23 protein-coding genes and 1 pseudogene are annotated in these 25,701 nt (G+C 40.9%); 19 read left to right on the plus strand and 5 right to left on the minus strand.

What is annotated here, in order from left to right:
- Positions 1–8: 8 nt before the first annotated feature.
- The 3 genes from odhB to sucD all read left to right on the plus strand — a co-directional run bounded on the left by odhB (position 9) and on the right by sucD (position 3,757).
- Positions 9–1,547, plus strand: coding sequence for a 2-oxoglutarate dehydrogenase complex dihydrolipoyllysine-residue succinyltransferase (odhB, locus tag CXF81_RS17995; RefSeq protein WP_101182780.1), 1,539 nt, complete (start codon positions 9–11; stop codon positions 1,545–1,547).
- Between the two features lie 171 nt (positions 1,548–1,718).
- Positions 1,719–2,885 (plus strand): ADP-forming succinate--CoA ligase subunit beta, encoded by a 1,167-nt coding sequence (gene sucC / locus CXF81_RS18000; protein WP_101182782.1) that lies wholly within the window; start codon positions 1,719–1,721, stop codon positions 2,883–2,885.
- On the plus strand, positions 2,885–3,757 hold the full coding sequence (gene sucD / locus CXF81_RS18005; RefSeq protein ID WP_101182784.1) for a succinate--CoA ligase subunit alpha: 873 nt from the start codon (positions 2,885–2,887) through the stop codon (positions 3,755–3,757). The genes sucC and sucD overlap by 1 nt, the downstream gene beginning before the upstream one ends.
- Positions 3,758–4,186: 429 nt before the next feature.
- Here sucD and CXF81_RS18010 read toward each other — a convergent pair whose 3' ends face one another.
- Positions 4,187–4,474 carry a helix-turn-helix domain-containing protein gene (locus CXF81_RS18010; protein ID WP_101182785.1) on the minus strand — a complete coding sequence of 96 codons (288 nt, stop codon included), beginning with the start codon at positions 4,472–4,474 and terminating at the stop codon, positions 4,187–4,189.
- Between the two features lie 213 nt (positions 4,475–4,687).
- On the opposite strand from CXF81_RS18010, the gene CXF81_RS18015 reads away from it, so the two are divergent.
- From CXF81_RS18015 to CXF81_RS18070, 11 genes are all read left to right on the plus strand, one after another.
- The gene (locus CXF81_RS18015; protein ID WP_101182787.1) at positions 4,688–4,879 is read left to right on the plus strand and encodes a hypothetical protein; all 192 of its coding nucleotides are present in this window, start codon (positions 4,688–4,690) and stop codon (positions 4,877–4,879) included.
- Between the two features lie 333 nt (positions 4,880–5,212).
- Positions 5,213–5,611, plus strand: a complete 399-nt coding sequence (locus tag CXF81_RS18020; protein WP_101182789.1) for a DUF6088 family protein — start codon at positions 5,213–5,215, stop codon at positions 5,609–5,611.
- Positions 5,601–6,584 carry a nucleotidyl transferase AbiEii/AbiGii toxin family protein gene (locus tag CXF81_RS18025; RefSeq protein WP_198556427.1) on the plus strand — a complete coding sequence of 328 codons (984 nt, stop codon included), beginning with the start codon at positions 5,601–5,603 and terminating at the stop codon, positions 6,582–6,584. Before CXF81_RS18020 ends, CXF81_RS18025 begins: the two co-directional genes overlap by 11 nt.
- Positions 6,585–6,611: 27 nt before the next feature.
- On the plus strand, positions 6,612–7,253 hold the full coding sequence (locus CXF81_RS18030; RefSeq protein WP_101182790.1) for an RHS repeat-associated core domain-containing protein: 642 nt from the start codon (positions 6,612–6,614) through the stop codon (positions 7,251–7,253).
- 7 nt (positions 7,254–7,260) lie between these two features.
- Entirely contained in the window at positions 7,261–7,497 is a 237-nt protein-coding gene (locus CXF81_RS18035) for a hypothetical protein (RefSeq protein WP_101182792.1), read from the plus strand.
- Between the two features lie 247 nt (positions 7,498–7,744).
- Positions 7,745–8,392 carry an RHS repeat-associated core domain-containing protein gene (locus CXF81_RS18040; RefSeq protein WP_232771986.1) on the plus strand — a complete coding sequence of 216 codons (648 nt, stop codon included), beginning with the start codon at positions 7,745–7,747 and terminating at the stop codon, positions 8,390–8,392.
- Positions 8,393–8,695: 303 nt separating this feature from the next.
- Entirely contained in the window at positions 8,696–9,304 is a 609-nt protein-coding gene (locus tag CXF81_RS18050; RefSeq protein WP_232771987.1) for an RHS repeat-associated core domain-containing protein, read from the plus strand.
- Complete coding sequence (locus CXF81_RS18055) at positions 9,301–9,891, plus strand: hypothetical protein (RefSeq protein WP_101182798.1); 591 nt, start codon at positions 9,301–9,303, stop codon at positions 9,889–9,891. Before CXF81_RS18050 ends, CXF81_RS18055 begins: the two co-directional genes overlap by 4 nt.
- A 163-nt stretch (positions 9,892–10,054) precedes the next feature.
- On the plus strand, positions 10,055–10,666 hold the full coding sequence (locus CXF81_RS20410; protein WP_232771988.1) for an RHS repeat-associated core domain-containing protein: 612 nt from the start codon (positions 10,055–10,057) through the stop codon (positions 10,664–10,666).
- The gene (locus tag CXF81_RS18065; RefSeq protein ID WP_101182799.1) at positions 10,659–11,171 is read left to right on the plus strand and encodes a hypothetical protein; all 513 of its coding nucleotides are present in this window, start codon (positions 10,659–10,661) and stop codon (positions 11,169–11,171) included. The genes CXF81_RS20410 and CXF81_RS18065 overlap by 8 nt, the downstream gene beginning before the upstream one ends.
- A 296-nt stretch (positions 11,172–11,467) precedes the next feature.
- Positions 11,468–11,908 (plus strand): hypothetical protein, encoded by a 441-nt coding sequence (locus CXF81_RS18070; protein ID WP_101182800.1) that lies wholly within the window; start codon positions 11,468–11,470, stop codon positions 11,906–11,908.
- 242 nt (positions 11,909–12,150) lie between these two features.
- On the opposite strand, the gene CXF81_RS18075 is transcribed toward CXF81_RS18070, so the two are convergent.
- From CXF81_RS18075 to CXF81_RS20415, 3 genes and pseudogenes are all read right to left on the minus strand, one after another.
- A complete protein-coding gene (locus CXF81_RS18075) occupies positions 12,151–12,354 on the minus strand; it encodes an SDR family NAD(P)-dependent oxidoreductase (protein ID WP_157825585.1) in 204 nt (67 codons plus the stop codon).
- A gap of 95 nt (positions 12,355–12,449) precedes the next feature.
- Positions 12,450–12,872: a MarR family winged helix-turn-helix transcriptional regulator gene (locus tag CXF81_RS18080; protein ID WP_101182802.1), complete on the minus strand. Its 423-nt coding sequence runs from the start codon at positions 12,870–12,872 to the stop codon at positions 12,450–12,452.
- A gap of 218 nt (positions 12,873–13,090) precedes the next feature.
- A pseudogene (locus CXF81_RS20415) lies at positions 13,091–13,315 on the minus strand (IS110 family transposase); the annotation flags it as partial.
- 855 nt (positions 13,316–14,170) lie between these two features.
- On the opposite strand from CXF81_RS20415, the gene CXF81_RS18090 reads away from it, so the two are divergent.
- The 3 genes from CXF81_RS18090 (at position 14,171) to glnS (ending at position 18,906) form a co-directional block, all read left to right on the plus strand.
- Entirely contained in the window at positions 14,171–14,575 is a 405-nt protein-coding gene (locus CXF81_RS18090; RefSeq protein ID WP_157825586.1) for a hypothetical protein, read from the plus strand.
- Positions 14,576–15,059: 484 nt separating this feature from the next.
- Positions 15,060–17,048: an alpha-amylase family protein gene (locus CXF81_RS18095; protein ID WP_198556428.1), complete on the plus strand. Its 1,989-nt coding sequence runs from the start codon at positions 15,060–15,062 to the stop codon at positions 17,046–17,048.
- A gap of 193 nt (positions 17,049–17,241) precedes the next feature.
- Positions 17,242–18,906 (plus strand): glutamine--tRNA ligase, encoded by a 1,665-nt coding sequence (gene glnS / locus CXF81_RS18100; RefSeq protein ID WP_101182806.1) that lies wholly within the window; start codon positions 17,242–17,244, stop codon positions 18,904–18,906.
- Positions 18,907–19,080: 174 nt separating this feature from the next.
- On the opposite strand, the gene CXF81_RS18105 is transcribed toward glnS, so the two are convergent.
- Positions 19,081–19,833 carry a YciK family oxidoreductase gene (locus CXF81_RS18105; protein WP_101182807.1) on the minus strand — a complete coding sequence of 251 codons (753 nt, stop codon included), beginning with the start codon at positions 19,831–19,833 and terminating at the stop codon, positions 19,081–19,083.
- A 268-nt stretch (positions 19,834–20,101) separates the two neighbouring features.
- On the opposite strand from CXF81_RS18105, the gene CXF81_RS18110 reads away from it, so the two are divergent.
- A complete protein-coding gene (locus tag CXF81_RS18110; RefSeq protein WP_101182808.1) occupies positions 20,102–22,696 on the plus strand; it encodes a VolA/Pla-1 family phospholipase in 2,595 nt (864 codons plus the stop codon).
- A gap of 353 nt (positions 22,697–23,049) precedes the next feature.
- On the plus strand, positions 23,050–25,593 hold the full coding sequence (locus CXF81_RS18115; RefSeq protein WP_101182809.1) for an acylase: 2,544 nt from the start codon (positions 23,050–23,052) through the stop codon (positions 25,591–25,593).
- The last annotated feature ends 108 nt before the right edge of the window (positions 25,594–25,701 follow it).

The following is a 25,701-nucleotide window of genomic DNA, read 5'->3' on the forward strand; positions in this document are numbered from 1 at the left end:
GAACCCAGATGACAATTGAAATAAAAGTTCCCGTATTACCTGAATCAGTAGCAGATGCAACAATCGCAACTTGGCATGTTAAAGCTGGCGACACTGTTACCAGAGATCAAAATCTGGTTGATATTGAAACTGACAAAGTAGTACTGGAAGTCGTAGCACCCGAAGACGGCGTCTTATCAGAAATTATACATGGTGAAGGTGATACCGTTTTAGGTGAGCAAGTCATCGGCAAAGTGGAAGCGGGAGTTGCTGCTAAAGCAATTCCGGAAACTCAAGCACCAGCAGTAACAGAAAATCAAGCACCAGCAGTACCAGAATCTGCAACGTCCGCAGCTACAGACGCAGTTACCGCAATTAAAGTTCCGGTGTTACCGGAATCTGTGGCTGATGCAACGATCGCTACTTGGCATGTTCAACCAGGTCAAGCAGTAAAAAGAGATCAAAACTTGGTTGATATTGAAACTGACAAAGTGGTGCTAGAAGTTGTTGCACCGGCTGATGGTTCAATTTCTGAAATTTTGGCACAAGAAGGTGAAACAGTGCTTGCAGAAGCGGTTATTGCAAACTTTGTTGCTGGAACTGCAGCAGCGATATCTACACCAGAAGCGGCAACTGCAGTTGCCGAACCAGAAGATGAAGGTGATTCAGATGCATTAAGTCCTTCCGTTCGTCGACTACTTGCTGAAAAAGGTGTTGATGCTAGTAAAGTGAAGGGTACAGGCAAAGGCGGCAGAATAAGCAAAGAAGACGTTGAAAAATATTTGAAAGCGCCAGCTCCTGCAGTATCAGCCCCGTCACCCGCGCCAAGTGCTGGACCAAGTACAGCACCATCTGTGGCAGCAGGCGAGCGCACTGAAAAACGCGTACCAATGACACGTTTGCGGAAAACAATTGCTAACCGGCTAATGGAAGCAAAAAATACGACAGCAATGTTGACCACTTTTAACGAAGTTAATATGAAGCCAATCATGGATTTGCGTAAGCAATACCAAGAGAGCTTTGAAAAGCGTCATGGCATCCGTTTAGGTTTTATGTCTTTCTATGTTAAGGCAGTAACTGAAGCACTGAAACGTTTCCCAGAAGTTAACGCATCAATTGATGGTGACGACATTTGTTACCATAACTACTTCGATATCTCGATTGCGGTTTCCACACCCCGTGGCTTAGTAACGCCTATTTTGCGTGATACTGATACCCTTGGGATGGCTGGCGTTGAAAAAGGAATTAAAGCACTAGCGCTTAAAGGTCGCGATGGCAAACTAGCATTGTCTGACCTGCAAGGCGGTAACTTTACTATCACTAATGGTGGTGTTTTTGGCTCTTTAATGTCTACACCAATTATCAACCCACCACAAAGCGCGATTTTGGGAATGCATAAAATCCAAGACCGTCCAATGGCTGTGAATGGCAAAGTTGAAATACTACCTATGATGTATTTGGCATTATCTTATGATCATCGCATAGTCGATGGTAAAGAGTCGGTTGGCTTCTTAGTCACTGTTAAAGAGATGTTAGAAGACCCAACTCGTTTGTTACTTGATGTGTAAATATTAAGTTAACAACGAATTTTGAATCGAAAAACCCAGGAGATAACAGCTTTATCCCCTGTGATGAGGCTAAGTTTGTGATAGAATTTGGCTAAGCAAAACAAGTCGCCGTAGTACTTTTCGAAGGAATCAACGGCGGCTTTTCTATTAAATAAAATCGGATAAATCAACATGAATTTGCATGAATACCAAGGCAAACAGTTATTCAAAGAATACGGTTTGCCAGTATCTGAAGGATACGCAGCTGAGACTCCTCAAGCTGCTGTTGAAGCTGCAGACCGCATCGGCGGAACTGAATGGGTAGTTAAATGTCAAGTACACGCTGGAGGTCGCGGCAAAGCCGGCGGCGTGAAACTCGTTAAAGATAAAGCTGACATTAGAGCGTTCGCTGAAACCTGGCTTGGTAAAAACTTGGTCACGTATCAAACAGATGAAAAGGGTCAGCCGGTCAGTAAGATTCTTGTTGAAACATGCACTGATATCGCTCAAGAATTGTATCTCGGCGCAGTAGTTGATAGAACGTCGCGCAGAATTATTTTCATGGCATCTACCGAAGGTGGTGTTGAAATTGAGACTGTTGCTGAACAAACACCAGAAAAGATCCTCAAAGCTGAAATTGATCCATTAGTCGGTGCTCAGCCATTCCAAGCCAGAGATATCGCATTCAAGTTAGGCCTGAAGGGTGTTCAAATTCGTCAGTTCACAACTATCTTTATGGGTTTGGCTAAGATGTTTGAAGATCTTGACCTAGCCATGATTGAAATCAACCCACTAGTAATCAAGGCTGATGGCGATCTGCATTGCTTAGATGCTAAATTGGGTGTTGATGGTAATGCACTATATCGTCAGCCTAAAGTGCGTGATATGAACGATCCGTCTCAAGAAGACGCACGTGAAGCGCATGCTGCTAAATTTGAATTGAACTATGTCGCTCTAGACGGCAATGTTGGTTGTATGGTTAATGGCGCAGGCTTAGCGATGGGAACCATGGATATCGTTAATTTGCATGGCGGCAGCCCTGCTAACTTCCTCGATGTTGGGGGCGGTGCAACTAAAGAACGTGTTGCTGAAGCGTTTAAAATTATCTTATCAGACAGCAAAGTTAAAGCCGTATTGGTTAACATTTTCGGTGGGATCGTACGTTGCGATATGATTGCTGAAGGTATTATCGGTGCAGTTAAAGAGGTTGGTGTTAACGTGCCAGTAATTGTTCGTCTTGAAGGTACCAACGCCGAACTAGGTCGTGAAGTACTTGCCGGTTCTGGTTTAGATATCATTGCTGCAGAGTCATTGACGGATGCTGCGCTTAAAGTTGTTGCTGCTGCGGAGGGCAAATAATGTCAGTATTAATTAATAAAGACACTAAAGTTATCTGCCAAGGTTTTACTGGTGGACAAGGTACTTTTCATTCAGAACAAGCAATTGCTTATGGAACGCAAATGGTTGGTGGTGTAACTCCTGGTAAAGGTGGTACTTCGCATTTAGGTCTTCCTGTATTCAATACAGTGAAAGAAGCAGTTGAATCAACAGGTGCCACGGCAACCGTTATTTATGTACCTGCACCATTTTGCAAAGATTCAATTATTGAAGCGGTAGATGCTGGTATCGAATTAGTGGTTTGTATCACTGAAGGTATCCCAACTATCGATATGCTTTATGTCAAAGAATACGTGGACCAAAAGGGCGCGCGTATGATTGGCCCAAATTGTCCGGGTGTTATCACTCCGGGTGAATGTAAGATCGGTATCATGCCTGGACACATTCACAAGCCAGGTAAAGTGGGTATTGTTTCTCGTTCTGGTACATTAACCTATGAAGCGGTTAAGCAAACAACTGACGAAGGCTTTGGCCAGTCAACTTGTGTTGGTATTGGTGGTGATCCAATTCCAGGCTCTAACTTCATTGATATTTTGAAGTTGTTCCAAGAAGATCCAGCAACTGAAGCAATCGTGATGATTGGTGAAATTGGCGGAACGGCGGAAGAAGAAGCTGCTGAATATATCAAAGCACATGTGACTAAGCCTGTTGTTTCTTACATTGCTGGCGTGACCGCGCCTCCTGGTAAACGTATGGGACATGCTGGTGCAATCATTGCTGGCGGTAAAGGCACAGCTGACGAGAAGTTTAAAGCTTTAGAAGCGGCTGGCGTTAAGACTGTCCGTTCACTTGCGGAGATTGGCAAAGGTTTACGTGAAATTACCGGTTGGTAATTTAGTTACGCAAATTTGAATTGAAAACCTGCCAACTGGTAGGTTTTTTTTCTCATGCTAATGAAAGCCACGCCAGTGCTGGGCTGTAGGTGAGTCAGGGCTAGATCGTTTTAATGACAAGGTGATTCACATTTGTCGCAAAGCGCTGTCTGTTATGGGTTTACGGTGATTCACCTATTAAGCTGTTGTAAGCATAAGCGAGTGATGGTGAACTAGGTATAATGATATAAGCCAGTTATAAATGGTGACAAAAAAAAGAGGCAATGCGTCGTGCGCACAGCCTCTTTTTTTTGCTTTTTGTAATGTGTACTGACGCTCTTTTTTATACTGCCGATGCGTGTGACTCGCCCATGCGATTGATAGGCTAGTGTGTTTGTTTGTGCAGTACCGTTTTTTATTTAGCTGCGCTTTTTAATGATATCGGTTTCCTTAACCACGCTGACTGCCCGCCACGAGTTGATTGGCGATGTGTTTTAAGATCATGCCGTCAATAAGCGACTGAATAGTGCGCTGATCTTCTTCGGTCATTTGACTGACCGCGTCAAACTTCAACTGTAAATTGTTCGGCAAATTACGCTCGCCTTCTTCAAAGATTAACCAGTCGGTGGTGACGTTAAACGACAAGGCTATTTTTTTTAATATCTCAATAGAGGGCTGTGCTTGCTCCGCTTCATATCGGCGTACTTGGGTAATGTGCATGGCGCACTTATCGGCCATCTCTAACAATTCAAGGGGTCGTGTTCGTTGAACCAACTGTGCACAATTATTAGTGGAATGGGCACGTAATACTGGTTGTGATGGGCAGCTTGTTCAAGCAATGTTGGCATTTCGTCCCAGCGCCACTAGATGGCGGCACCAGTTTTATTAGCTTGAAATGTAATCAATTATTGAATAACATTGTGCTGTATATTTAAACAGTAAGGTTTGTCGATGTTCAATTATACTGGCGTTCTTAAAAGTGTGACATTGTGCAAAATAGAGAATACAGATATTGAGTTTTTGTTCGGTTACGTGGTTGAACATATAAGTCCTAAATTTAAGAAAGGCGATTGGTTTGCCACAAGTTACTTAGTAAGAATTGATAGCGTCGACGACTATGTTTTGGCTGAAACTGCCAACTGAAGTAGTTAAAGCGATAATTTTAAAGATAAACGATGATATATCCATTCACCCAAAGAAGAAGTTAATCAATAATTTAAAAGGAGTTGCTGCTGCTTTCGCTTAAATATTCAAGGTTACTTTTAAAGAGAAATATACAGATTCGTAAATTTTATAAGTAATAATAGGCTAATTGATAAGGAGTCGATTAGTCTAGTATTAAATGACTAAATTGAACAAGGATGTTCTATTTACATAAGTTTACCGAACAAACTTCGACTTTATAGTGTCGTATGTTTGCATTGTTTAAATGTCGTATGTTTGCTATATTTAGGTTGTGTAAATTGGAGTTTTATCATGACAATAGCCAGTAAAGTAAAAACGAGAATAAATCGCTCAAAGCGATACGTGTTTGCTCGTGCTGATTTTACTGACATTGCAGGATATGACCAAGTAGGACGTGTACTCAAAAAACTAGTTGATGCGGGAGATTTATTACGTATCGGCTATGGGCTTTATACCAAAGCAAGAAAAAACCGTATCACAGGTAAGTTGATGCCTGCTTCTCCTGCGGGTGCTGATGGTGTGATATTGGAAGCTATTAAAAAACTCGGTATTGATTATAAGTTCGATGAATTCTCACAACGAAGTATTGATGGTGATAGCCTTCAAATCCCCGCTTCATTTCAAATCATTACCAATAATCGTTTCAAACGAAAAATTGTCGTAAGTAATAGAGCTATCAATGCCAATTGATAATAGTTTGTTTTTAGATGTTTCTGATACTTTGGGGATGGGTAATCCGGCCATAGTTGAAAAAGATTATTATGTTGTTGCGCTACTAAAGGTACTGTCTGAGTTATCATCTGATACGCACTCATTAGTGTTTTCTGGTGGTACGGCATTAGCTAAGTCAGGTATTAAAACCCACCGAATGTCAGAAGATGTTGATATTAAAATCATCCCTAAAGACTTATTGGCAGAAGTATCAAAAACTCAAAAAAGAAAAGCAAGAAGAGAACTGCATCATCAAGTTTTCGATATTATTCATTCGAATGATTTTTTCACTATTGAAAGTAAGCCTATAATTTTTGATGAGTACCGATACCAGCAATTTGATATTCGCTATCCTCAAGCTCATTCAATCGTTCCATGTTTACGGCCCTTTATTAAACTAGAGCTGATAGAAACCTTGCTGTATGACGAAATAAATCAAAGAGAGATATCTTCATTAACTAATGAAGTAATGCAAGAAGCACCAGAAGTCAAAACAATGGACTTTACCAGCATCATTAGTACACAGGCTGAAAAGCTAATTTCAATGCTGAGAAGAACGGCTAGCTTCACTCGCGATAATCAAAGAGATGACGACCCCGCATTAATCCGACACATTTATGATATTTACTACATTCAACAAGCCAATCATGCAGATATTGAAATAGTCGTTCCATTGGTTACTAAAGTGATAGCTGAGGATGTTGCTCGGTATGGAAATCAACATGAAGAGTTTGTTCAAAATCCTATTGCTGAGTTAATGTATGGCTTGAAAGTATTGGAAGAAAATAAGCTATATAAAGAGCGGTTTAACCAGTATGTTGTGCCTATGGTTTATGGCGATATTATTGTAACCTGGCAGAACGCATTTAGTGTGTTCAAGTTATTTACTGAACAAGTTTTAAGTGAAATAAGTAAAAACAACAATCAAATCATAGGGTTTGTAATTAGGTAAGTTGGTTCGTAAAGCGTACTAAGGTATATGCAGGCACGATATTATGATCCAGTCATAGGACGGTTTTACTCGAATGACCCGGTTGGGGTAGTTGAACACTTCGGCGGAGCCGCGGGCATCCATGGGTTTAATAGATATGCCTATGGAAATAACAATCCATATAAATTTACTGACCCCTCAGGTATGGCGCCAGAGTTTGTTGATGTGATTAAACAACAGGTACAATTGATCGCCCAAAGCTTTGAATATAGCTCTCCCTCACAAGGCAATCAAAATATAGCTGCCGACTCTGCGTCAGCAGTTAAGCAAGTTGCACGTGATGTTGGCAATGCAGCGATGGATGTTGCAACGGTTACTGCAAGTGTCACAGGAAGTGTAGTGGCAGACTCCCTCGCTCCTGCTGCGGCAGTAAGTGCAGTTGTTCCGGGTGGGCAAGGTGTTGCCGCACTATTGACAATTGCAGATGTCGCGGTAAATGGTGGGCTTGCAGAAGCAATAGGATCTACTACTGGAACAACAACGTCAGCGTTTGTCGGAGATGTATTAACCGATTTTGGAAAGAAGTCTCCAAATCTTGGCGTACGAGTCGTTTCTGAAGTAGCAAATCAGGTCGTGAGTAGAGCCGCAGCAGATACAGTAAACATTCAAGTACAAGTAGAGGATAAATAGGTTCTAAATGAAAAATTCAGGAAAACAAAATGGCTTTTCGAGTAAAAGCTTTCTGATCTTACTAATTTTTATTGGCGGTATTTGGCTCATTACACACTCTATTGTCAGCGGAGAGTTTTTATTAAAAGGCACAACAATATCATTGAGCGATACACCGTTTTATTTCTGGACAGTCATTCTGTGTTTCATTGGTGTATTATTGTATGTATTGAAACTATTTTTTCACTCATTAAAGGGAGATTAATGGCACTAATTAAAGCGGTTCAATTACTAGCATAATTTTCACTAAATTGAGAAGTTAATAAAGGATATTAGTGGATACCCATTTTTGAATCCAAAGCCCCGCGAGTGATTACCTGAAGGTTTGCACTCGCGGGGCTTTTTGTTGCTTTTAATTCTTCCAAACTCATCGATTAAACTATACTCTTAACACGCTGTATTAATTGAATTTTGATGATTGTTAATATGAATGCTAGTGTTGTTGAATGTATATGCAGGCACGATACTATGATCCAGTTATCGGGCGGTTTTATTCGAATGATCCGGTGGGGGCTGTTTCGCATCTCGGCGGGGCCGCAGGTATAAATGGATTTAATCGCTATGCATATGCAAATAACAATCCGTATAAATTCACTGACCCTTCAGGTATGGCTCCAGAGTTTGTTGATGCGATTAAGCAACAGGTACAATTGTTCGCCCAAAGCTTTGGATATAGCTCCCCCTCACAAGGTAACCAAAATATAGCTGCCGATTCAGCGTCGGCAGCTAAGCAAATTTCAAGTGATGTTGGCAATGCAGCGGTTGATATTGCGACGGTTACTGCAAGTGTCACAGGAGCTGTAGCCGCAGATTCTTTAGGACCAGCAGCCTTGGTAACTGGGTTGATTCCCGGAGGGCAAGGGGTTTCAGGAGCTTTGACGGTTGCGGATGTAGCTGTAAATGGTGGTATCGCTGAAGCTCTTGGAGCTAGTACTGGTGCAGCCACATCTTTAGTTGTTGATGATGCTCTTACTAATAGTGGTAATTTTTCAGGTAATTTAAAAACTCGCTTACTATCAAGCGTAGCCTCAACAATCGTTGGTGATGCTGTAACTGAAGTTGTAAAACCTGTCGAAGATAATGTTATGGAGAATCAATGAAATCCAAGCAATTAAAGTTAAAGGTCGATTCAAGAACGCTCATTTATTTATTTATTTGTGTTGGAGGAGTTTATACGGTGGTGTTCTCAATATTAGATGGTGATATCTTATTGAAAGGTTCACTAATCTCTAGAGAAAATTCCCCTTTTTATTTTTGGAGTTTTATAGTCTTTATTAGTTGCGTAGTCTTAGCCTGCATGAAATGGTTTTTAGAGTCTTTATTTCGATCGGACGAAAAAGAGCACTAAGCTGTACATCTATGACATTAAAAATAGTGACACAGTTGGTGTAACTAAGGATGATGTGGGGTATACAGGGCATAAGTTTGACGCAGATTTGGGTTTAAGTTATATGCAGGCACGATACTATGATCCAGTCATAGGTCGTTTCTATTCTAATGATCCGGTTGATGCTGTTTCTCATTTAAGTAATGAAGAAGGGATTAAAGGATTTAATAGATACTCATATGCTGTAAATAACCCATACAAATACACTGATCCTGACGGAAAAGCTATTTGCGGTGGAATATGTATTGGTGTAGCTATTATTGCTGCCAAAGTTGGGCCTAAGATATATAAAGCATACAAAGTTTATAAGTCTAATAAACGTATTCAGAAAGTCTTAAAGAATAAGCAAAGCACAGGCAAAAAAGGTGAACATACATCTAGCAATGGCAGTAAAGAAGCTGATAAAGACTTTAAAACTTTGACCAAAGGTAGTGACGTTAAAACTGTTGAAAATGGAACAAAAGTTGGTAAGACTCCTGACGGTAGAACTGTTGACAAGCATGGTAGTTCTGGTAAGTCTGGCAAAGGGGCTGATGTGAAAAAAGGTACTGATTCGATAAAAATTAATAATGAAAGTGGAAAGCGGACTCAAACAGCGATACGTTACCCAGAGGATAAAACATGATCATTGTTGACGAGAAAAAGCTAGAGGCAGCAGAGTCACTAGTTAACACGATAAAAACTAAGTTGTATAACGAAGATACCAAGCCTTTCCCTGAATTTGCACTGGCTAAAGAATTTACTCCACTGCTTTGGAATGAAACAGAAGGATGTCAGCTAGATGGTAATTCGTGGATAGATAAAAATAAATTCATAGCATTACAGAAGGCAAAAGAATCGGTATCTGATAACAATTCCTTTTATATCGCTTGGGCATTTAGAGAGCTAGATGATAATGGTAAACCAAAAGCGAGAACGATAATTGAATTGCCTTTCGATTGGGATCTTGTTGAAAGTTATGAAAGTGAGTTGGATTATCATTTTAATCAACTCTACATATTTGATGACAGTTTGACTTGGTTTTTACATATAGATGACTCCGTGATTTTAGCTGGAACTCCAAAGTTTATTGATAATTTTATCGAACACATTGGTGGTATGGATAACGCCAAGAAAATGTTTGAGAAGTATTTTAATGAAGCAAGTTCAGAAGACGTTATCGTTTGGGTGAGTAAAATCAAACATCATTTTTTGAGTAATACTCAGAGTTAGAATAATACAAATATACTTTTTGAATCCAAAGCCTCGCATTTGCGGGGGGGTGTTTATATAGCATAAGGGTTTGCAAATTCACTTCTCATGGTTATACTTTAATCTACTGTATTAATTGAAAAATATCATAGTTTGTTAGTGTTGGTAGTTCGTACTAATTTATATGCAGGCACGATATTATGATCCAGTTATAGGTCGTTTCTACTCAAATGATCCTGTTGGTGCTGTTTCCCATTTAAACACTCAGAATGGAATTCATGGGTTCAATCGTTATGCATATGCAAATAATAATCCATATAAGTATACAGATCCAGATGGTGAGGCAACTGCGTTAGCTGCTGGGATTGCCGGAACAGCAGTCTGTGGACCTATTTGTGGTGGAATCGCTTTTGTTGCAACTGCAATAGCAACAGGTTACGTTCTTAGTGAAGTTGCTAGCGATGAATCTCCTGGCGGTGATGTTGTTGACGGTATAAAAGAGGGTAAATCGCCGGCTAAAGGTGAAGCGGGAGCTAAAGGTCAATTAGAGGAGACTGGCGGTCAAGATGGTGCAAAAGGCGATCTTGGAAGCTTACCGATTAAGGAAGGCACTGAATGGTCAAATGGAAACAGTCAAGGTGGAACCCTTGATGATGGTAGCGGAAGGAAAGTTAATGTTCATCCAAGCGGCGGTGGTGATTCGCATCCAAAAGGTACACCAACCTTAGAAGTACAAAAGCCAAATGGAAAACCTGAAGTAAAAATTAGATACCCTGAGAGTCAGTCTAATGAATAAAGAGCAATTAGATAACTTAAATATAATGATTAGAGAAAATTTTCTAAATCCTGATGATTATCCTAATGCGAAAAAAAATAAGGCTTTAATCGGAAGCGTTTATAAAAACGATTTCGAAGAGTCTGGAAAATGGTTTTCACAAAAAGACTATATTAATGTCATCCAGAAAATAGCTAAATTTTCTAAAGATGAAGAGTTCCTTGTTATTGAGGATTTTGAACGAACATACAAGTCTTCTGGCAAAGTTGTTAGGCTAAGCGAAACCGTTGCAGAGTCGTGGATTCAATTTAGTGCTTTTACCGAGCGAACAGATATTCTTTCTTTCTTTGCTATAGGACGAAGCCAAAATTGGGTTATCTGGGCTAACAGAGACTATTGGTGCATTCTTGTTAAGAAGTCTATTGATAAGATTCTCAAGTTAGACAATAAACAAGAATTAAACATTGCTTCTTTTAGTGAGGCTGATGAAGAATTCATTTCATTTATAAAAAATCTTTATTCATAGTGAATAGAACACTTAACTAAATTAAATAGCCTGTAGGAAAGCACAATCAATGAAATTTCGTGTGATCATCCTTTTTTGATAACTTGAACTTAATTGCCAGTGAAGTGGGCAGCAGGTACTGGTCTTGATGGGTAGTTTATTGCAGTGGCGTTGGCATTTCATGCCAGCGCCACTACTTCTGGTGCTCACAGTTGTGCGTGGAGATATTCCAGATCATTAGCTTTTATAGCTTGATGTGGAAAATGCATTTGCTTAGAATGAAGACCGTATAAATAAACAGTTAATGGTTGTTGCGAATGCCAATTTATACCGGTCAGCTCCGAGACGTTAGCTTATGCAAAATAGAGAATACAGATATTGAATTTTTGTTTGGCTATATTGTTGAGCATGTCAGTCCTCGGTTTAACAAAGACGATTGGTTTGCTTCAAGTTACTTAGTAAAAATAGAAAAGATAAATGATTTCCTTGTGGCGGAAACCGCCAACAGCATCTACCGCATACCTGCTTTCACGTTAATGACCGTCCCCTTAGAAGCACTCGATAACATCAGGATGGGAACACCTCCCGAACAGGCTTACGTATTCTTCAAGGCTCTTTTTCTCAACCCTTGCATTAGTCATTTTAATCGCTGGTCCAATTGCGGGTTTATTGTGGTCCACTGTAAAAGCATTAACTGCTCCACGCAAATGTTGTTGCAGGTTCAGGATGAAGGAATTTTCTATGCAATTGCATTTTAACCATATTGGGTACTACATTGATGGCGTTAAAAAGTAGTGACATTTTGATGCCATTAGCCGTTAACGGATTGGAGTAAAGCGTAAGTTCTGAGATCATGACTGTGCCTGTTCTGCTTTCAAAAATGCTAATTTGCCTTTAAATACCATTTTGAATACCTGACCAAAAGCGAAACTATTGAGACGGCGCGACTGAAGATATTTACCTGAATAGAATAAAATCTTGTTGATAAACCTTGGAATAATCAAACGTTATTAACCCCGTCACGGGTAGATAGGTCGGCCGCAATATAGCGCGTCAAAACACCATGCTGATTAGTCAATTTATCGGAAACTGCCTTTAATTTTGCTGCGTTTCTAGCAACCAGAACTGCGGGTTTGTTCTGTTTTTCCAGCTCTTTAGCAAATGCCAGACCGATGCCACTAGTGGCAACTGTTACCATTACCATTGTTGTTCGTTGTGTGTGTTTATAGTTTTCATTATTTTTTCTCTTGCCGAGTAAATTGACATGCATATACATGTATATATCAAAAAAAAGACGAATTAATTACCTAACGTTTTTACAAAAACATTGGCTAGTGCCAGTATGTTGTCGGTCTCTGCGGGTCCAATTTTTTGTTGTAACTCATCTTGTGCTGCTTTCCAAATTGGCAATGCTTCTTCGTAAAGATCAAGACCGGCAGGGCTTAAACTAATGATCTTCTGTCGCCCATCTTCAGAGTGCACTGATAACGTCAGATAACCATCGCGGATCAGAGGTTTAAGATTACGTGTTAAGGTTGTCTGATCCAGTACCAAAATCGACTGCAGCTCTTTATTGCTTGTCTCCTTTTTAAACTTCACAGCCCTTAGAATAGAGAATTGACCGACCTTTAGACCTATTATACTTAAACGCTCTTGATAGAACTGCGTAATCAAGCGACTTGACTTGCGCATGGCGAGGTTAAAGCAAAGGTTGTTATCCATAGGTTTTCTTTAATTAATACTTTTGTAATAAAGCTAAGTATATGCATATGCATTCAATTGTCAAGGTACATATTCATATAATACTGAACAGCCCATTTTGAATGCTTGAAAATACACTGTTCAGAAGTCATTGCCCACAAAATTGCATACTTTCATCCGCTTAGATCGCCCAATAACATCCATCAAAATTAAGTAATAATTGAGCGACCTTCCTGATGTTAATACGCAGCTAATAATGGCGAGTTTTTCTCCTTGAGTGCTTTGAGATATTTTGACTCGTCGTAAGCAACATCTGTTTTCCAACATCTAAATAGTATTCTCACCCATTTGTATACCGGCACTCCAACATCCGCTTGATGAGAATTACCTTTGGACTTTTGTTACGTATAATAAAGGCCCGCCCAATAAGACTGTCTAACGCTTTTTGGAGCCCATTCAAAAAAATGACATTGGCCTTTAAATTTACCTAAATATTTTCTAGTGAATTAGAGATTTCATATTATTGAGAGGCTTACATAATAAGCTTCAAAAGACATTTAGCTTCAACTTTATATGCTAGCTAAAACAAACATGTTCACACAAATAATCTAAAAAACATCGTATTCTACCATTTACCTCCTTCTCTGAATAAAAAACGGCATAAATAGGGATGGGTTTATTGATAACGTGTTCTTCGAGTAAAGGGACAAGTCGCCCTAGCTCAACTACAACAAATAGTGGTCGGCAGATTGCTGAGGTTTTGGAATATCTTTAGAGCGAAGTGGAACGTACAGACGATCCACACTGGAACATTTCATGATTTCAGATGAACGTTTTCATGAGTGTAATCAGCTGAGTAGCCTTTTCATTTGTTGCGTCTAGGCTTCTTTTCGTAACCCATCAGACTTATTTGTGCGTTCCATTAGGATTCTGAAATGTTCCAGCACCAACAAACGATGTCTGGACTTCCCAGATAAGGACGTGAACTTTCCCTGCACTGCTGCATCATTTACGGTGGCCGTTAAGTCACATTGCTTCGTTGTCTTGTGCCAACTCGCCTCCAGCCTGCGCCTCATATGATGTTCTTGTTCATCAGCTCGCAGTTTTGCGTCCGGCTTCCTTCAGACAATCCCTCGCGGTTTTGCCCTTGCCATTCGCTAGTAGTTATCGTTTAATAACAATCAAGTTAAGTAAACGGTGACTTTTCTACAGAGGACTTTCACCTCATTAGTTCACGCCCATGCTGGGCGTACCAAATGCATCAAGCGGATTTTGGCAAGCGCAGCCAAAACCGCTTATGCAAAGTGTTATATCTTCTTATGAAAACTATTTCCGTTTTATGTTTATTGGCTGTTCTTTCAGGCTGTTTTAGTGAAACAACCTACGCACCATCTTTAAACCTTAGTTATGCGGTTGAACCAATCAGTCTTGCTGAACATGTTTCTGGTGATTGGGAAACACTTTGTGTTTTAGGCCCTTATTCTGACGATGTATTAGCACAAGAAGTACTCGGGTTTCATTGGCCTTTGGAGACTAATTCTTCTGTTTGGGTAAATGACGGAGCATCGTTGCTTATCTTTATAAAAAACAAATCTGTTCAGTCCTATTTCGAAGTATCAAGACGTCATTACGACTTTAATTATCTCGATGAACAATGTATTAATAGAGACCGAGCAATATTCTCAAGAGCGAATGGGCAGGTCGTTGTATTCACACAGTTATAACAAGTCAATGAACAGAGGTTATCAGTAACAATGTTGTTAACACCCTCAAAAGTACTAACATAGTCGCGAGTTTTAACATCTTATTTGCTGATGATATGTTCTATCGTGGTAAGCAAAGCCTTTGGGTAGATAACTCGCAAGCCTCGTTCGTCTTTGGTCATTAATACCGTCATCAAGCCGTGTGTGTCTTTTATTACTGGAATGCCATAATCTGTTGACTTAAATTATTTTTTTATAGGTTTGAATATTTAAGGTTGATAATAAAAAGTTCCAGCAGACGTGCCAACCGCAAATCAGTGGCTAACTGAACCTAACCTTACTGGTGAAAATTTCTGCTCAGCTGGCGGTATTGTATTAAATTGTGTTTCTAATGGTCGTTTATAGGACTGGGACCGTTTAAACGGTTTTACATCTGCCTCTCCGCTGATGATACCGGTAACCGTAGGTCTGTAGTTTATCTACACATTATTTTAGGGAAAATTGCATGTTTACGATCTGCAAACACAATAAATTTAGCTTGCTAGGAATAGCTTGTTCGATTGTTCTATTAGGTGCTTGCTCGCCTTCAGACTCTCAACGTTCTGCATCTGGTACCACGGGAGCAAAGCCGATGGCAAACCAACAGCAATTAATTATCGACACCCATCCGCACGCTGCCCAAGGTGAAGGCAAGCCCGTAGTCTATCAAGTTTTCCCGCGCTTATTTGGCAACATAAATAGTACCAACAAGCCTTGGGGTACTATTGAGGAGAATGGGGTTGGTAAATTCAGTGATTTTGATCAGCCCGCATTGCGGAGCATTAAGTCACTTGGTGCCTCATATATTTGGTATACCGGTGTTCTTCATCATGCAGTAATCAATGATTACACGGAATTTGGTATCTCACTAGACGACCCTGACGTTGTCAAAGGACGAGCAGGCTCTCCTTATGCAGTAAAAGACTATTACAACGTTAACCCTGATCTAGCTGATGACCCGGCCAATAGACTCACGGAATTTGAAGCGTTAATCAAACGCACGCATGAACAACAGTTGAAAGTCATTATTGATATTGTGCCAAACCATGTGGCACGACACTATAAGTCGTTAAGTAAACCAGAGGGCGTTAAAGATTTTGGTGAGAGTGATGATACTGATGTTGATTACGCCCGTGATAATAATTTTTACTATGTTGTTGGGGAATCATTCAAAGTGCCCTTAAGTGAGAATGGATACAAACCATTAGGAGGCGAGACGCATCCACTAGCCGATGGTAAGTTTACTGAAATACCAGCGAAATGGACAGGTAATGGCTCACGTCTCGCGCAACCCGGATTTAACGACTGGTACGATACGGTAAAAATTAATTATGGTGTAAAGCCAGATGGTAGCTATGACTTTGATACCTTACCCAAGGAATATGCAAATAGATCGCTGGCAGAGCATGCTGCGTTTTGGAAAGACAAATCGGTACCTGATTCATGGCTCAAGTTTGAGCAAATAGTACATTACTGGTTGGATAAAGGGGTGGATGGATTTCGCTATGATATGGCGGAAATGGTGCCTGTTGAGTTTTGGTCATACCTAAATTCATCCATCAAAGCGAAGCACTCGGATGCATTCTTGCTAGCCGAAGTTTACAACCCGAGTCTATACCGTGATTATTTGCAACTGGGAAAAATGGATTACCTGTATGCCAAAGCAGAGTTTTACGACACACTGAAAGTATTAATGCAAGGAAAAGGCGACGCGCAACCATTGGAGGATATTCAATTGGCATTTGCTGATATTGAACTGCATATGTTGCACTTTCTTGAAAATCATGATGAGCAACGTATTGCTAGCTCTGATTTTGCAGGTAGTGCAGAAAAAGGGAAACCGGCAATGGTAGTTTCTGCCTTGATCAGTAAATCGCCAACCATGTTGTATTTTGCACAAGACGTGGGCGAGGATGGATCAGAAGAAATGGGGTTTGGTGATCCAACACGCACCACAATATTCGACTATGCTGGGGTTCCGGCGCACCAACGTTACATGAACGAGGGTAAGTTTGATGGTGGTCAGTCTACTGAATCCGAAAAACAGTTACGTGCTTTTTATGAACGCTTGGTGAATATTTCAGCAACTCATGAAACTATGCTTGGAAAATATCAAAGTTTGCATTCATTAAACGTGAAAAGTGCAAAAAGAGACAATATGAATAGTTATTCAGAGTCACAATTTTCATTCGTCAGGTGGAATAAAGATAAGGCATTAATTGTTATTAGTAATTTCAGTGAAAATGCACTTTCAACCGTAACGATTAAATTACCTATTTCGTTGTTAACCGAATGGAAGGTAAACGAAGGAAACTATACGGCGACTGATTTGATGAATGGTTTTGCTTATAAAATGCAAGTTGCGAGGAAACGATCCGACGCATCAGTTAGCGTTCAATTGAATGGGCTGCAGTCGGCTGTGCTTGAAATTAACTTGAAACAGCTCGAGAAGTGATTTATTCATGCCATTCATCGGTACGTCTTTGTTGCTCTGTTTTTTGTTGTCGAGTTTTTAGGCTACTCCAACGAGCAAGTTCAAATGGTTTGCGCGTTAGACCTGCTAAAATGCAAAATTCTGGCTATTGTATTGTCTTCAAAGTGATATACTTCTGGAAAAATAGCACGTTATAATTAAGGAACAAATACACATGGCTGAGATTGAGCATCGACCGTCCAATTTTATTAGACAAATTATCGATAAAGATCTGCAAAGTGGTTTACATTCTTGCGTATCTACGCGTTTCCCACCAGAGCCAAATGGTTATTTACATATTGGCCATGCTAAGTCTATTTGCCTAAATTTTGGAATTGCTCAGGATTATCAGGGCACTTGTAATTTACGATTCGATGACACTAATCCCGAAAAAGAAGACATTGATTTTGTGAATTCAATTAAGCACGATGTTAGTTGGCTTGGTTTTGAGTGGAATGATGAGGAGCGTTATTCCTCAAATTATTTTGACCAATTACATGACTATGCAGTCGAGCTCATTGCAAAAGGCTTAGCTTATGTCGATTTTAGTTCGCAAGAAAAAATGCGTGAATTGCGCGGAACGTTGACTCAGGCCGGCACTAATAGTTCTTTCAGAGAGACAAGTGCCGAACAGAATTTAGCGCTGTTTGCAAAAATGCGAGACGGTGAATACAAAGAAGGTGAGTGTAGTTTACGCGCTAAAATTGACATGACGTCATCTTTTATGTGTATGCGTGACCCGGTTATTTATCGCATTAGATTTGCGCATCATCATCAAACGGGTGATAAATGGTGTATTTATCCAATGTATGATTTTACACATTGTATTTCGGATGCAATCGAAGGGATTACGCATTCTTTGTGTACGCTTGAATTTCAAGACAACCGTCGATTATATGACTGGGTCATCGACAATATTTCGATTGACTGCAGACCCAGACAATACGAGTTTTCTCGACTTAATTTAGAATACAGCGTTCTAAGTAAACGTAAACTAATTCAACTAGTTGAAGAAAAGCGTGTTACCGGTTGGGATGATCCTAGAATGCCAACCCTAGCGGGTCTTCGCAGAAGAGGATATACATCTGCATCCGTTCGCGAATTTTGCTTGCGTATTGGTGTGACTAAAATGGATAACTTGGTCGAGATGAGTATGCTCGAAGCATGTATTCGGGATGAATTGAACGCCAATGCACCGCGCAGAATGGCAGTATTAGAGCCACTTAAAGTGGTTATTGAAAACTATCCAGCAGATCAAATTGAATGGCTTGATGCACCTAATCATCCAGCTGATGGCACAATGGGCACTCGCAAAGTACCATTCAGCAAAGAGTTGTGGATTGAAAAGGTAGATTTTAAAGAAGCCGCGAATAAAAAGTTTAAACGCTTAGTGTTAGAAAAAGAAGTGCGTTTACGTAATGCTTATTTCTTGCGAGCAGAGCGTTGTGATGTAGATGAAAATGGTGAAGTAACCACCGTGTATTGTACTTATGATGCCAGCACACTTGGCACAGATCCTGTGGATGGTCGAAAAGCTAAGGGCGTTATTCATTGGGTAAGTGCAGCGGAGGGTAAGCAAGCGGAGATTCGTCTGTATGACCGTTTGTTTACGTCAGCAAACCCTGCATCAGAGGATGATTTCAGCGCGACAATCAATCCAAGCTCATTAATTATTAGACAAGGGTTTGTTGAACCTTCCCTGCTAAAAGCTGACAGTGGCGACACGTTTCAATTTGAAAGGACCGGCTATTTCTGTATTGACAAGGACAGCAAATCTGATGCATTAGTCATTAACAGAACTGTTGAACTTCGTGACACCTGGGCGAAGATAAACCAATAAGTAAGATGAGTCGTGGTAAACACGGGTGATTGCATTCACACTAAACAGTCTTTCGACGACAAATAATAAAGGGTAAATCTAATGCTAGCGATTTACCCTTTATTTGTTGTCCCAGTGAATTCTTATCAAACATGAGCTCATATCTGAGTCTATATCGGCGCTTATATCGCTCCTTTATTTCGGCTGGCAGTCTAATGATTGGCCATTTACGTGTTTGCTATCATCAGAGGCTAAATATAAATAAGTAGGCATGATATCTTCTGGTGTTTTTAATGAATCAGGCTTTTCACCAGGAAAGGCTTTGGCTCGCATGGTCGTTCTTGTTGCACCGGGATTAATACAGTTGAATCTAACCTCCGAACTTTTATATTCATCTGCGAGCACCTGCATCATACCCTCAGTTGCAAACTTAGAGATGCTGTATGTGCCCCAATATGCGCGACCTGCGCGACCTACTGAGGACGTTGTGTAAATAACAGAAGCTGACTTATTTTGTTTTAATATTGGCAATAACGCTTGAGTCATAAAAAACTGACTATTGAGGTTAACCTGATTCACTTCCATAAATTCTGATTCTGTAATTTCGTGAAAAGGGCACAAATTGCCAAGAATGCCGGCATTGAATAAAACAACGTCAATTTTTTTATACTGACCTTCTATACTCGCAACCATATCCTGGTAGTGTTTAAACGTAGCGCCTTTAAAATCAATAGGCACTATTGATGGCGTCGCGCCGCCATTGTTGATTATTTCGTCATAAGTACTTTCTAACTTTGATACTGTTTTACCCAACAGAATAAGTTCAGCACCGTGTTTTGCGAAAGTAATTGCGGCTTTTTTACCAATGCCGTCACCTGCGCCCGTAATAATGATCGTTTTATTTTGTAATGCGTTTTTTGTGCTTGTGTATTGTAAGTGTGATTGCATATTTGAACTGATTATTATTTGCTAAGAATCGACGTGCTGTATAATAACGCACTATATAATGAGGCTAAAGGTGTTCGTGCATATTTTTGAAAATTTACGATTTTTGATTACAAAGTATTAACAAACCTTTGCAAAGTGAACTTAAAGTCAATACTATTACCTTAATTATAACTGGTCATACTTGTTAGACTATCCGCAATATCGACACGTGAATAATAAACGAAAATGTGTTTGGTAAATATTATCTGCAAGCAAGTGGGGAAAATGAATGAATAAATTGTTAATTAGCACTAGTGTTTTGGTATCGTTAGGCCTAACTGGCTGCGGCGGTGGGGATACACTTGAAGAAATTAGAACCGAAACGACGCCACAAACTCCTTTTTCGCGCATCGTTTTTGATCCAGCAAATGGTAACTTGAATATACCAAATGACTTGTTAATGCTTCCTGGCGATGACGGCTTTTTCGATTACACGCTCAATATTCCGGTTGCCGATCCGACAAACTTTAGCGACCCTCAAAACGCGTTGAACATCCTTGATGGGTGGTCTACTAGCCAGCCATTCGTTATTAACGTTGAAACGCCGCCCAACACGTCTATTGATGCTGCTACGTTAAGTGCTGGCATACATTTATACGAAGCTACATTAGGATTGAACCAGCAAGATGCTGATTGTGCAGGCATTCCTGTGCCGAGTGCGGGCTGTAAAGTGGGTGATAAATTAACGTTTGGTGTTGACTATCTGCTTGGCCTAGTAGACAACAATACGGTTTCTGTTGTTCCTCTTAAGCCCTTAAAGCCGGCTCAAGGTTATTTGCTGGTAATGACAGAGGACCTTCAGGACTCATCAGGAAAAGCAGTGAAAGGTTCATCAACTTGGGACCTGGTTTCACAAGATATTGAGACTAAACCGTTGGCAACAGCGGCACAGTTAAACTTACAAACACTGATTAATTTGCACCTGAGTTCATTGTCTAACGCCGGTGTGCAGACTGATAATGTCACTTATGTTTCTGCGTTTACGACGCAGTCAGTATCCAACGTACTGGACACCGTTAAGCGACTCATGATTGCTGAATTTGCGGGAAGAGCGGCCGCGGGTGATCCAACTGCAGGTGAAGCACTACCGGTTATCGTTACCAGAGATGTTGAATCGGCTCCTAATTCAATGGAAGCATTAGGTCTTGTCTCCGTGGATCTCGTTACTGGCGCAGTTCAAAAAGGTATTGAGGGTTTACCAGCAGAAGCAGCAGGTCTTATTCCTGCTATTAATGCTGCAGATTTTTCCTCATTTACAAGCTGTTCAGGTCTATTAGTTAGTGCGGGTGGTGGATTTGGTAACGCATCTGCTGACGTCAATGGTTTTGCTTCAGGTGTTGCTGGTGGTATTCTAGCTAGCGTTGGCCAATTCTGCGCAGCGAGTCGTTTTGAAGGCAATATTTCGTTGCCGTATTACTCTGCTATTCCAACTGCCGAAAACCCATTAGCGCCAGTCAATAGCTTTTGGAAATCAGCTTGCGACAGCGGTATCGTTTTAGCTCGGGCTGGTGCAGTCTTGGCAACTGCGACACCTGGTCCAAACGCAGCATTGTGTACACAGGTTGGTTTGGCTGATGTAAGAATTAATGGCGAATTACTTGATCGTGACCGTAACTTAACAAAATTTAGTTCTGTACCGCAGCCTATGGGCGGCAACATGGGTTTTGAGACGCTAGACGTACAAGTCACAGTGCCGAATCCACAAGTTGCTACGGCACTCGGTTTTGCGCTTGAGAAGCCAGCGGCAGGTTGGCCTGTTGTTATGTTGGCTCATGGTATCATTTCGCGAAAAGAAGATATGCTGGCAGTCACAGGTGCTCTATCGTTAGCCGGTTTTGCTACCTTTGCGATTGACCAACCTATACATGGTTCACGTGGATTTGACTTAAATGGCGATGGTGTTGACGACTTGAATGCAACAACCGTTAGTGCCACACACTATTTAAACCTTGCTGTTTTGCCAGTAGCGAGAGATAACTTACGTCAAAGTGTTTCTGACTTGTTAGGCTTGAGATTAGGCTTGAATGCGGTTGTTGATACTAGCGCCTCACAAGCAGTTGATATCGATACATCCAATGTATCCATCTTTGGCGTATCTCTTGGTGCAATCACGGGAGGTAATTTTGCCGCCGTTGCTAACACCGGTTTCAATGGTCCGCTGAGCGCTTTTAATAGCATGTTCGCAATTCAAGCTGCGTCTTTAGAATCTCCCGGAGGCGGCGCCGCAAACTTCTTATTAGAGTCGGCGGTATTCAGTCCGCTGATCAAAGGCTTATTGCTGTCACAGGGTTCGCCAGATTTTCAGGCTTTCTTGATGGGTACTTTCGGCACTACTGATGTTACCGAAGCACAATTAGTGGGCGCTGTGAACGGTTTCCTAGCTGCTTTATCGCCAGAACAACTTGCTGGTGCAAATGCGTTATTTAATCAGTTTTCTTTTGCTGCACAAACAGTGATTGACTCTGCCGATCCAATAAACTACTTCACTGCGTTGGCAAATAACACGCCAGTTCACATGATGACGGTAATTGGTGATGGTGGTGATAATCTCCCTGACCAAGTCATTCCGGTAACAACGGCGCTTCCTTTGGCCGGTCAACAAGCCTTGGCCAACATTATGGGCTTACAGCAAATATCATCGACTAAAGTAGGTACACCGTCTATTAGCGGTATTGTGAAGTTTGTTGAAGGTGGCCATGCAAGTAGCTTGATTCGTGTTAGCAGCGAAGATGTTACCGTGGAGATGCAGCGCGAAGTCGCTAACTACTTTGGTTCCAACGGAACTGCAATTGTAATAACAAATGAAGCTGTTGTTGCCAATTAGTATGATGCGTTAATCGTGCTAAGCAGATTTAAGAAGCCAGCATAATTGCTGGCTTTTTTGTGTTGATTTGTTGCATTCTTAAATGAAACGTTTGCTTTTAAAGCGTTAACTTATGCTAATACGAGTCATTGAAAACGCTAGGATCCGTTGCAGTCAAACGATGAACTCGTATTTAGTTAAGGATATTAGCTAAAAGAAAACCTAAATCTCAATTAATGATAACGCTAATTGCGACTGTTAACTAAGATGTGCATTTTTTGTAACAATATTATTAATTTATTGTAGCCTATGTTTTTTTAGCTAAAATTTTAAGGTAAGCCTTAATTAAAAATTACACTAAAGATGTATTATTAATGAAAGTTCACTGCTCATTAGTCAAACAAACACTCACCGTTGCTGCTGTTGCTATTGGGCTGACTGGCTGTGGAGGCGGCGGTGATAAATTTGAAGTTATTAAGCCCGCGCCACTAGCACCTCGACCGCCGGTGGTTGCGCCGCCAATACTCCCTGCATTTGGTTCGGACGGTGTACTGCAAGCCAACATTCGGTGGACAGATTATGGTGTGCCACATGTGACGGCGGATAATCTGGAAAGCATGTCTTTTGGCGTTGGTTATGCGTTCGCGCAGGATAATTTATGTATCTTGGCCGACCAAATTATTAAATATAACTCCGAACGTTCAAAATATTTGGGGCCAGACCGAAATCCGGGCACTGGTGACTCAGCGCATTTAATTAATGATTTTGGATTTTTAACTCTGGGGATCCGAGAGCTAGCAGAACAAAATTTAGCCACATTAAGCGCAAATAGTCGTGCAATGTTAAGCGGCTACACGAAAGGCTTTAACCGATATTTAAATGAGACTGGCGCAGCAAATATCGATCCTAGTTGCGCAAATCAACCTTGGGTGCAAGATATAGACAGCACAGATTTGTTAACCTACTCAATGGGTGTTGCATTGTTACCTGGTGCAGCCAATTTCCTCGGTCCAATGTTTATTGCTGCTCCTCCTGGAGAAAATCCATTTCCAACTCCAGTTGCTGCTGCGCCTGGGATGTCTCTTGAGCAAGAGCTTCCGTTTAAGATTGAGCCTACTATTGCTACACCAGAAAGAAACCCTCTCGACATGGGCTCAAATGGATGGGGCCTTGGCTCCGATAAGACCGAAAATGGCATGGGAATGGTGCTTGGTAATCCTCATTTTCCGCACACAGGTAACCTACGGTTTTGGCAATTTCACACGACCATTCCAGGCTACTTAAACGTAATGGGAGGCTCGCTTATGGGCTTGCCGGGTGCGGTTAATATAGGTTTCAATGAAAACGTAGCGTGGACCCATACATTCTCTACTGCAGAACATTTTGTGGTGTACCAACTTCAGTTAGACGCGACGGATGCAACTAACTTAACTCATTCTGTGGATGGTAGTAAAAGGACGATTTATAAAAAAGAGTTGATGATTGATGTTGCCGTGGCGCCGGGGCAAACCATTAAGTTGAAGAAAAACACCTACACCACTAATTATGGCCCAATGATTGTCGTGCCTGGTAATTTTGAGTGGGGAGCGGGCGGTTCTGCGTTCGCTATTAAAGATGCTAATTTACCAAATTATGATGTACTTGATCACTGGCTAGCAATGAATTTGGCCACCGATATGACTGAATTTAAACAAGCATTTAAAGACTATGATGGGGTTATTTTTAATAACACTATGGCGGCGTCTAAATCCGGTGAAGTCTTCTACATTGATGACTCAACAGTGCCGGGATTGACTGCAACAGCGTTGAATGCACTAGCAACTAATCCAGCACTGATCCAAATAAAACAAGTAGCAGGTTTCACTGTACTACCAGGTTTTACAAGTGCATTTGATTTCAATGCACCAGTGCCGTATGCAAACGCGCCGAAATACGAAGGTACAGACTATGTGCAAAATTCAAATGACAGTTTTTGGTTAACTAACTTTGAAAATCCAATTACAGGGGTATCACCGTTATATGGTCAGGTCGGGAATGAGCAGTCATTACGCTCGAGAATGGCGCACAAACTCCTTGCCAATGCATCTGGTTCTGACGGCAAATTTAATATGGTGGAAGTGGAGGAGGCCTTACTGAGTAATCGAAATTATCTGAGTGAAGCTATTCTTCCTGAGCTGCTATCTATCTGCCAAGCAAACCGAGAAAATGATATTGATGTTAGCGGTCGTACGATTAATTTAGGTGAGGGTTGTGATGCATTAACAGTTTGGGACTCAACGATGAATATCGACAGTGTCGGTGCTCATGTATTTAGAGAGTTTGCTTTTCAATTTAGACGTAATCCACAATGGGCGGTAGCCTATGATGTGAGCGATGTGCTGAATACACCAAGAGGTTTGGTGGATAATTCAGTCACAGTAATGCAATTAGCTACCGCAGTCGATAAAATCGAACGCGCTGGAATTGCCTTAGATGCTACGCTGGGTGAAGTGCAGTTTGTTGAGAAAAGCACGGCTGCAGGCTTGCCCAGTGGAGAACGTTTACCGTGGGGTGGTGCAAATAACGTGGAGGGTGGTTTTAATGTATTTAGTACAAGCACATCAAATAATGGCACTGAGCTTCCTCGTCACACTTATCCTGCGATGGACAATAGCTCAATATTGAGTGCCGATGCTCAGGGTTATCATATTACGTCTGGCAGTAGCTGGATTTTTATAGCTAATTTCACTGAAGACGGCCCTGTTGCCAGAGGTTTGCTGACCTATTCGCAATCACATAATCCTGGATCGGAGCAATCTGACGACCAAACTAAACTGTATTCTTTGCAACCTCAGTTACGTCCTTTATACTTCACTGAGGCTGATATTGCCGCGAATTTGGTTAAAGAAGTCAACATAACAAGTGCCGTTCAGGAATAATTAGATGAAATCTGTCTTTAATTTGAATTTGCATCGGATTTATATGGTATAAATTCACCCACTGTAAGATGATGTAAAAACATGTAACAAAATAAATAAAGGGCCTTC

This window comes from Glaciecola sp. 33A, assembly GCF_002836745.1.
GTDB lineage: Bacteria > Pseudomonadota > Gammaproteobacteria > Enterobacterales > Alteromonadaceae > Glaciecola.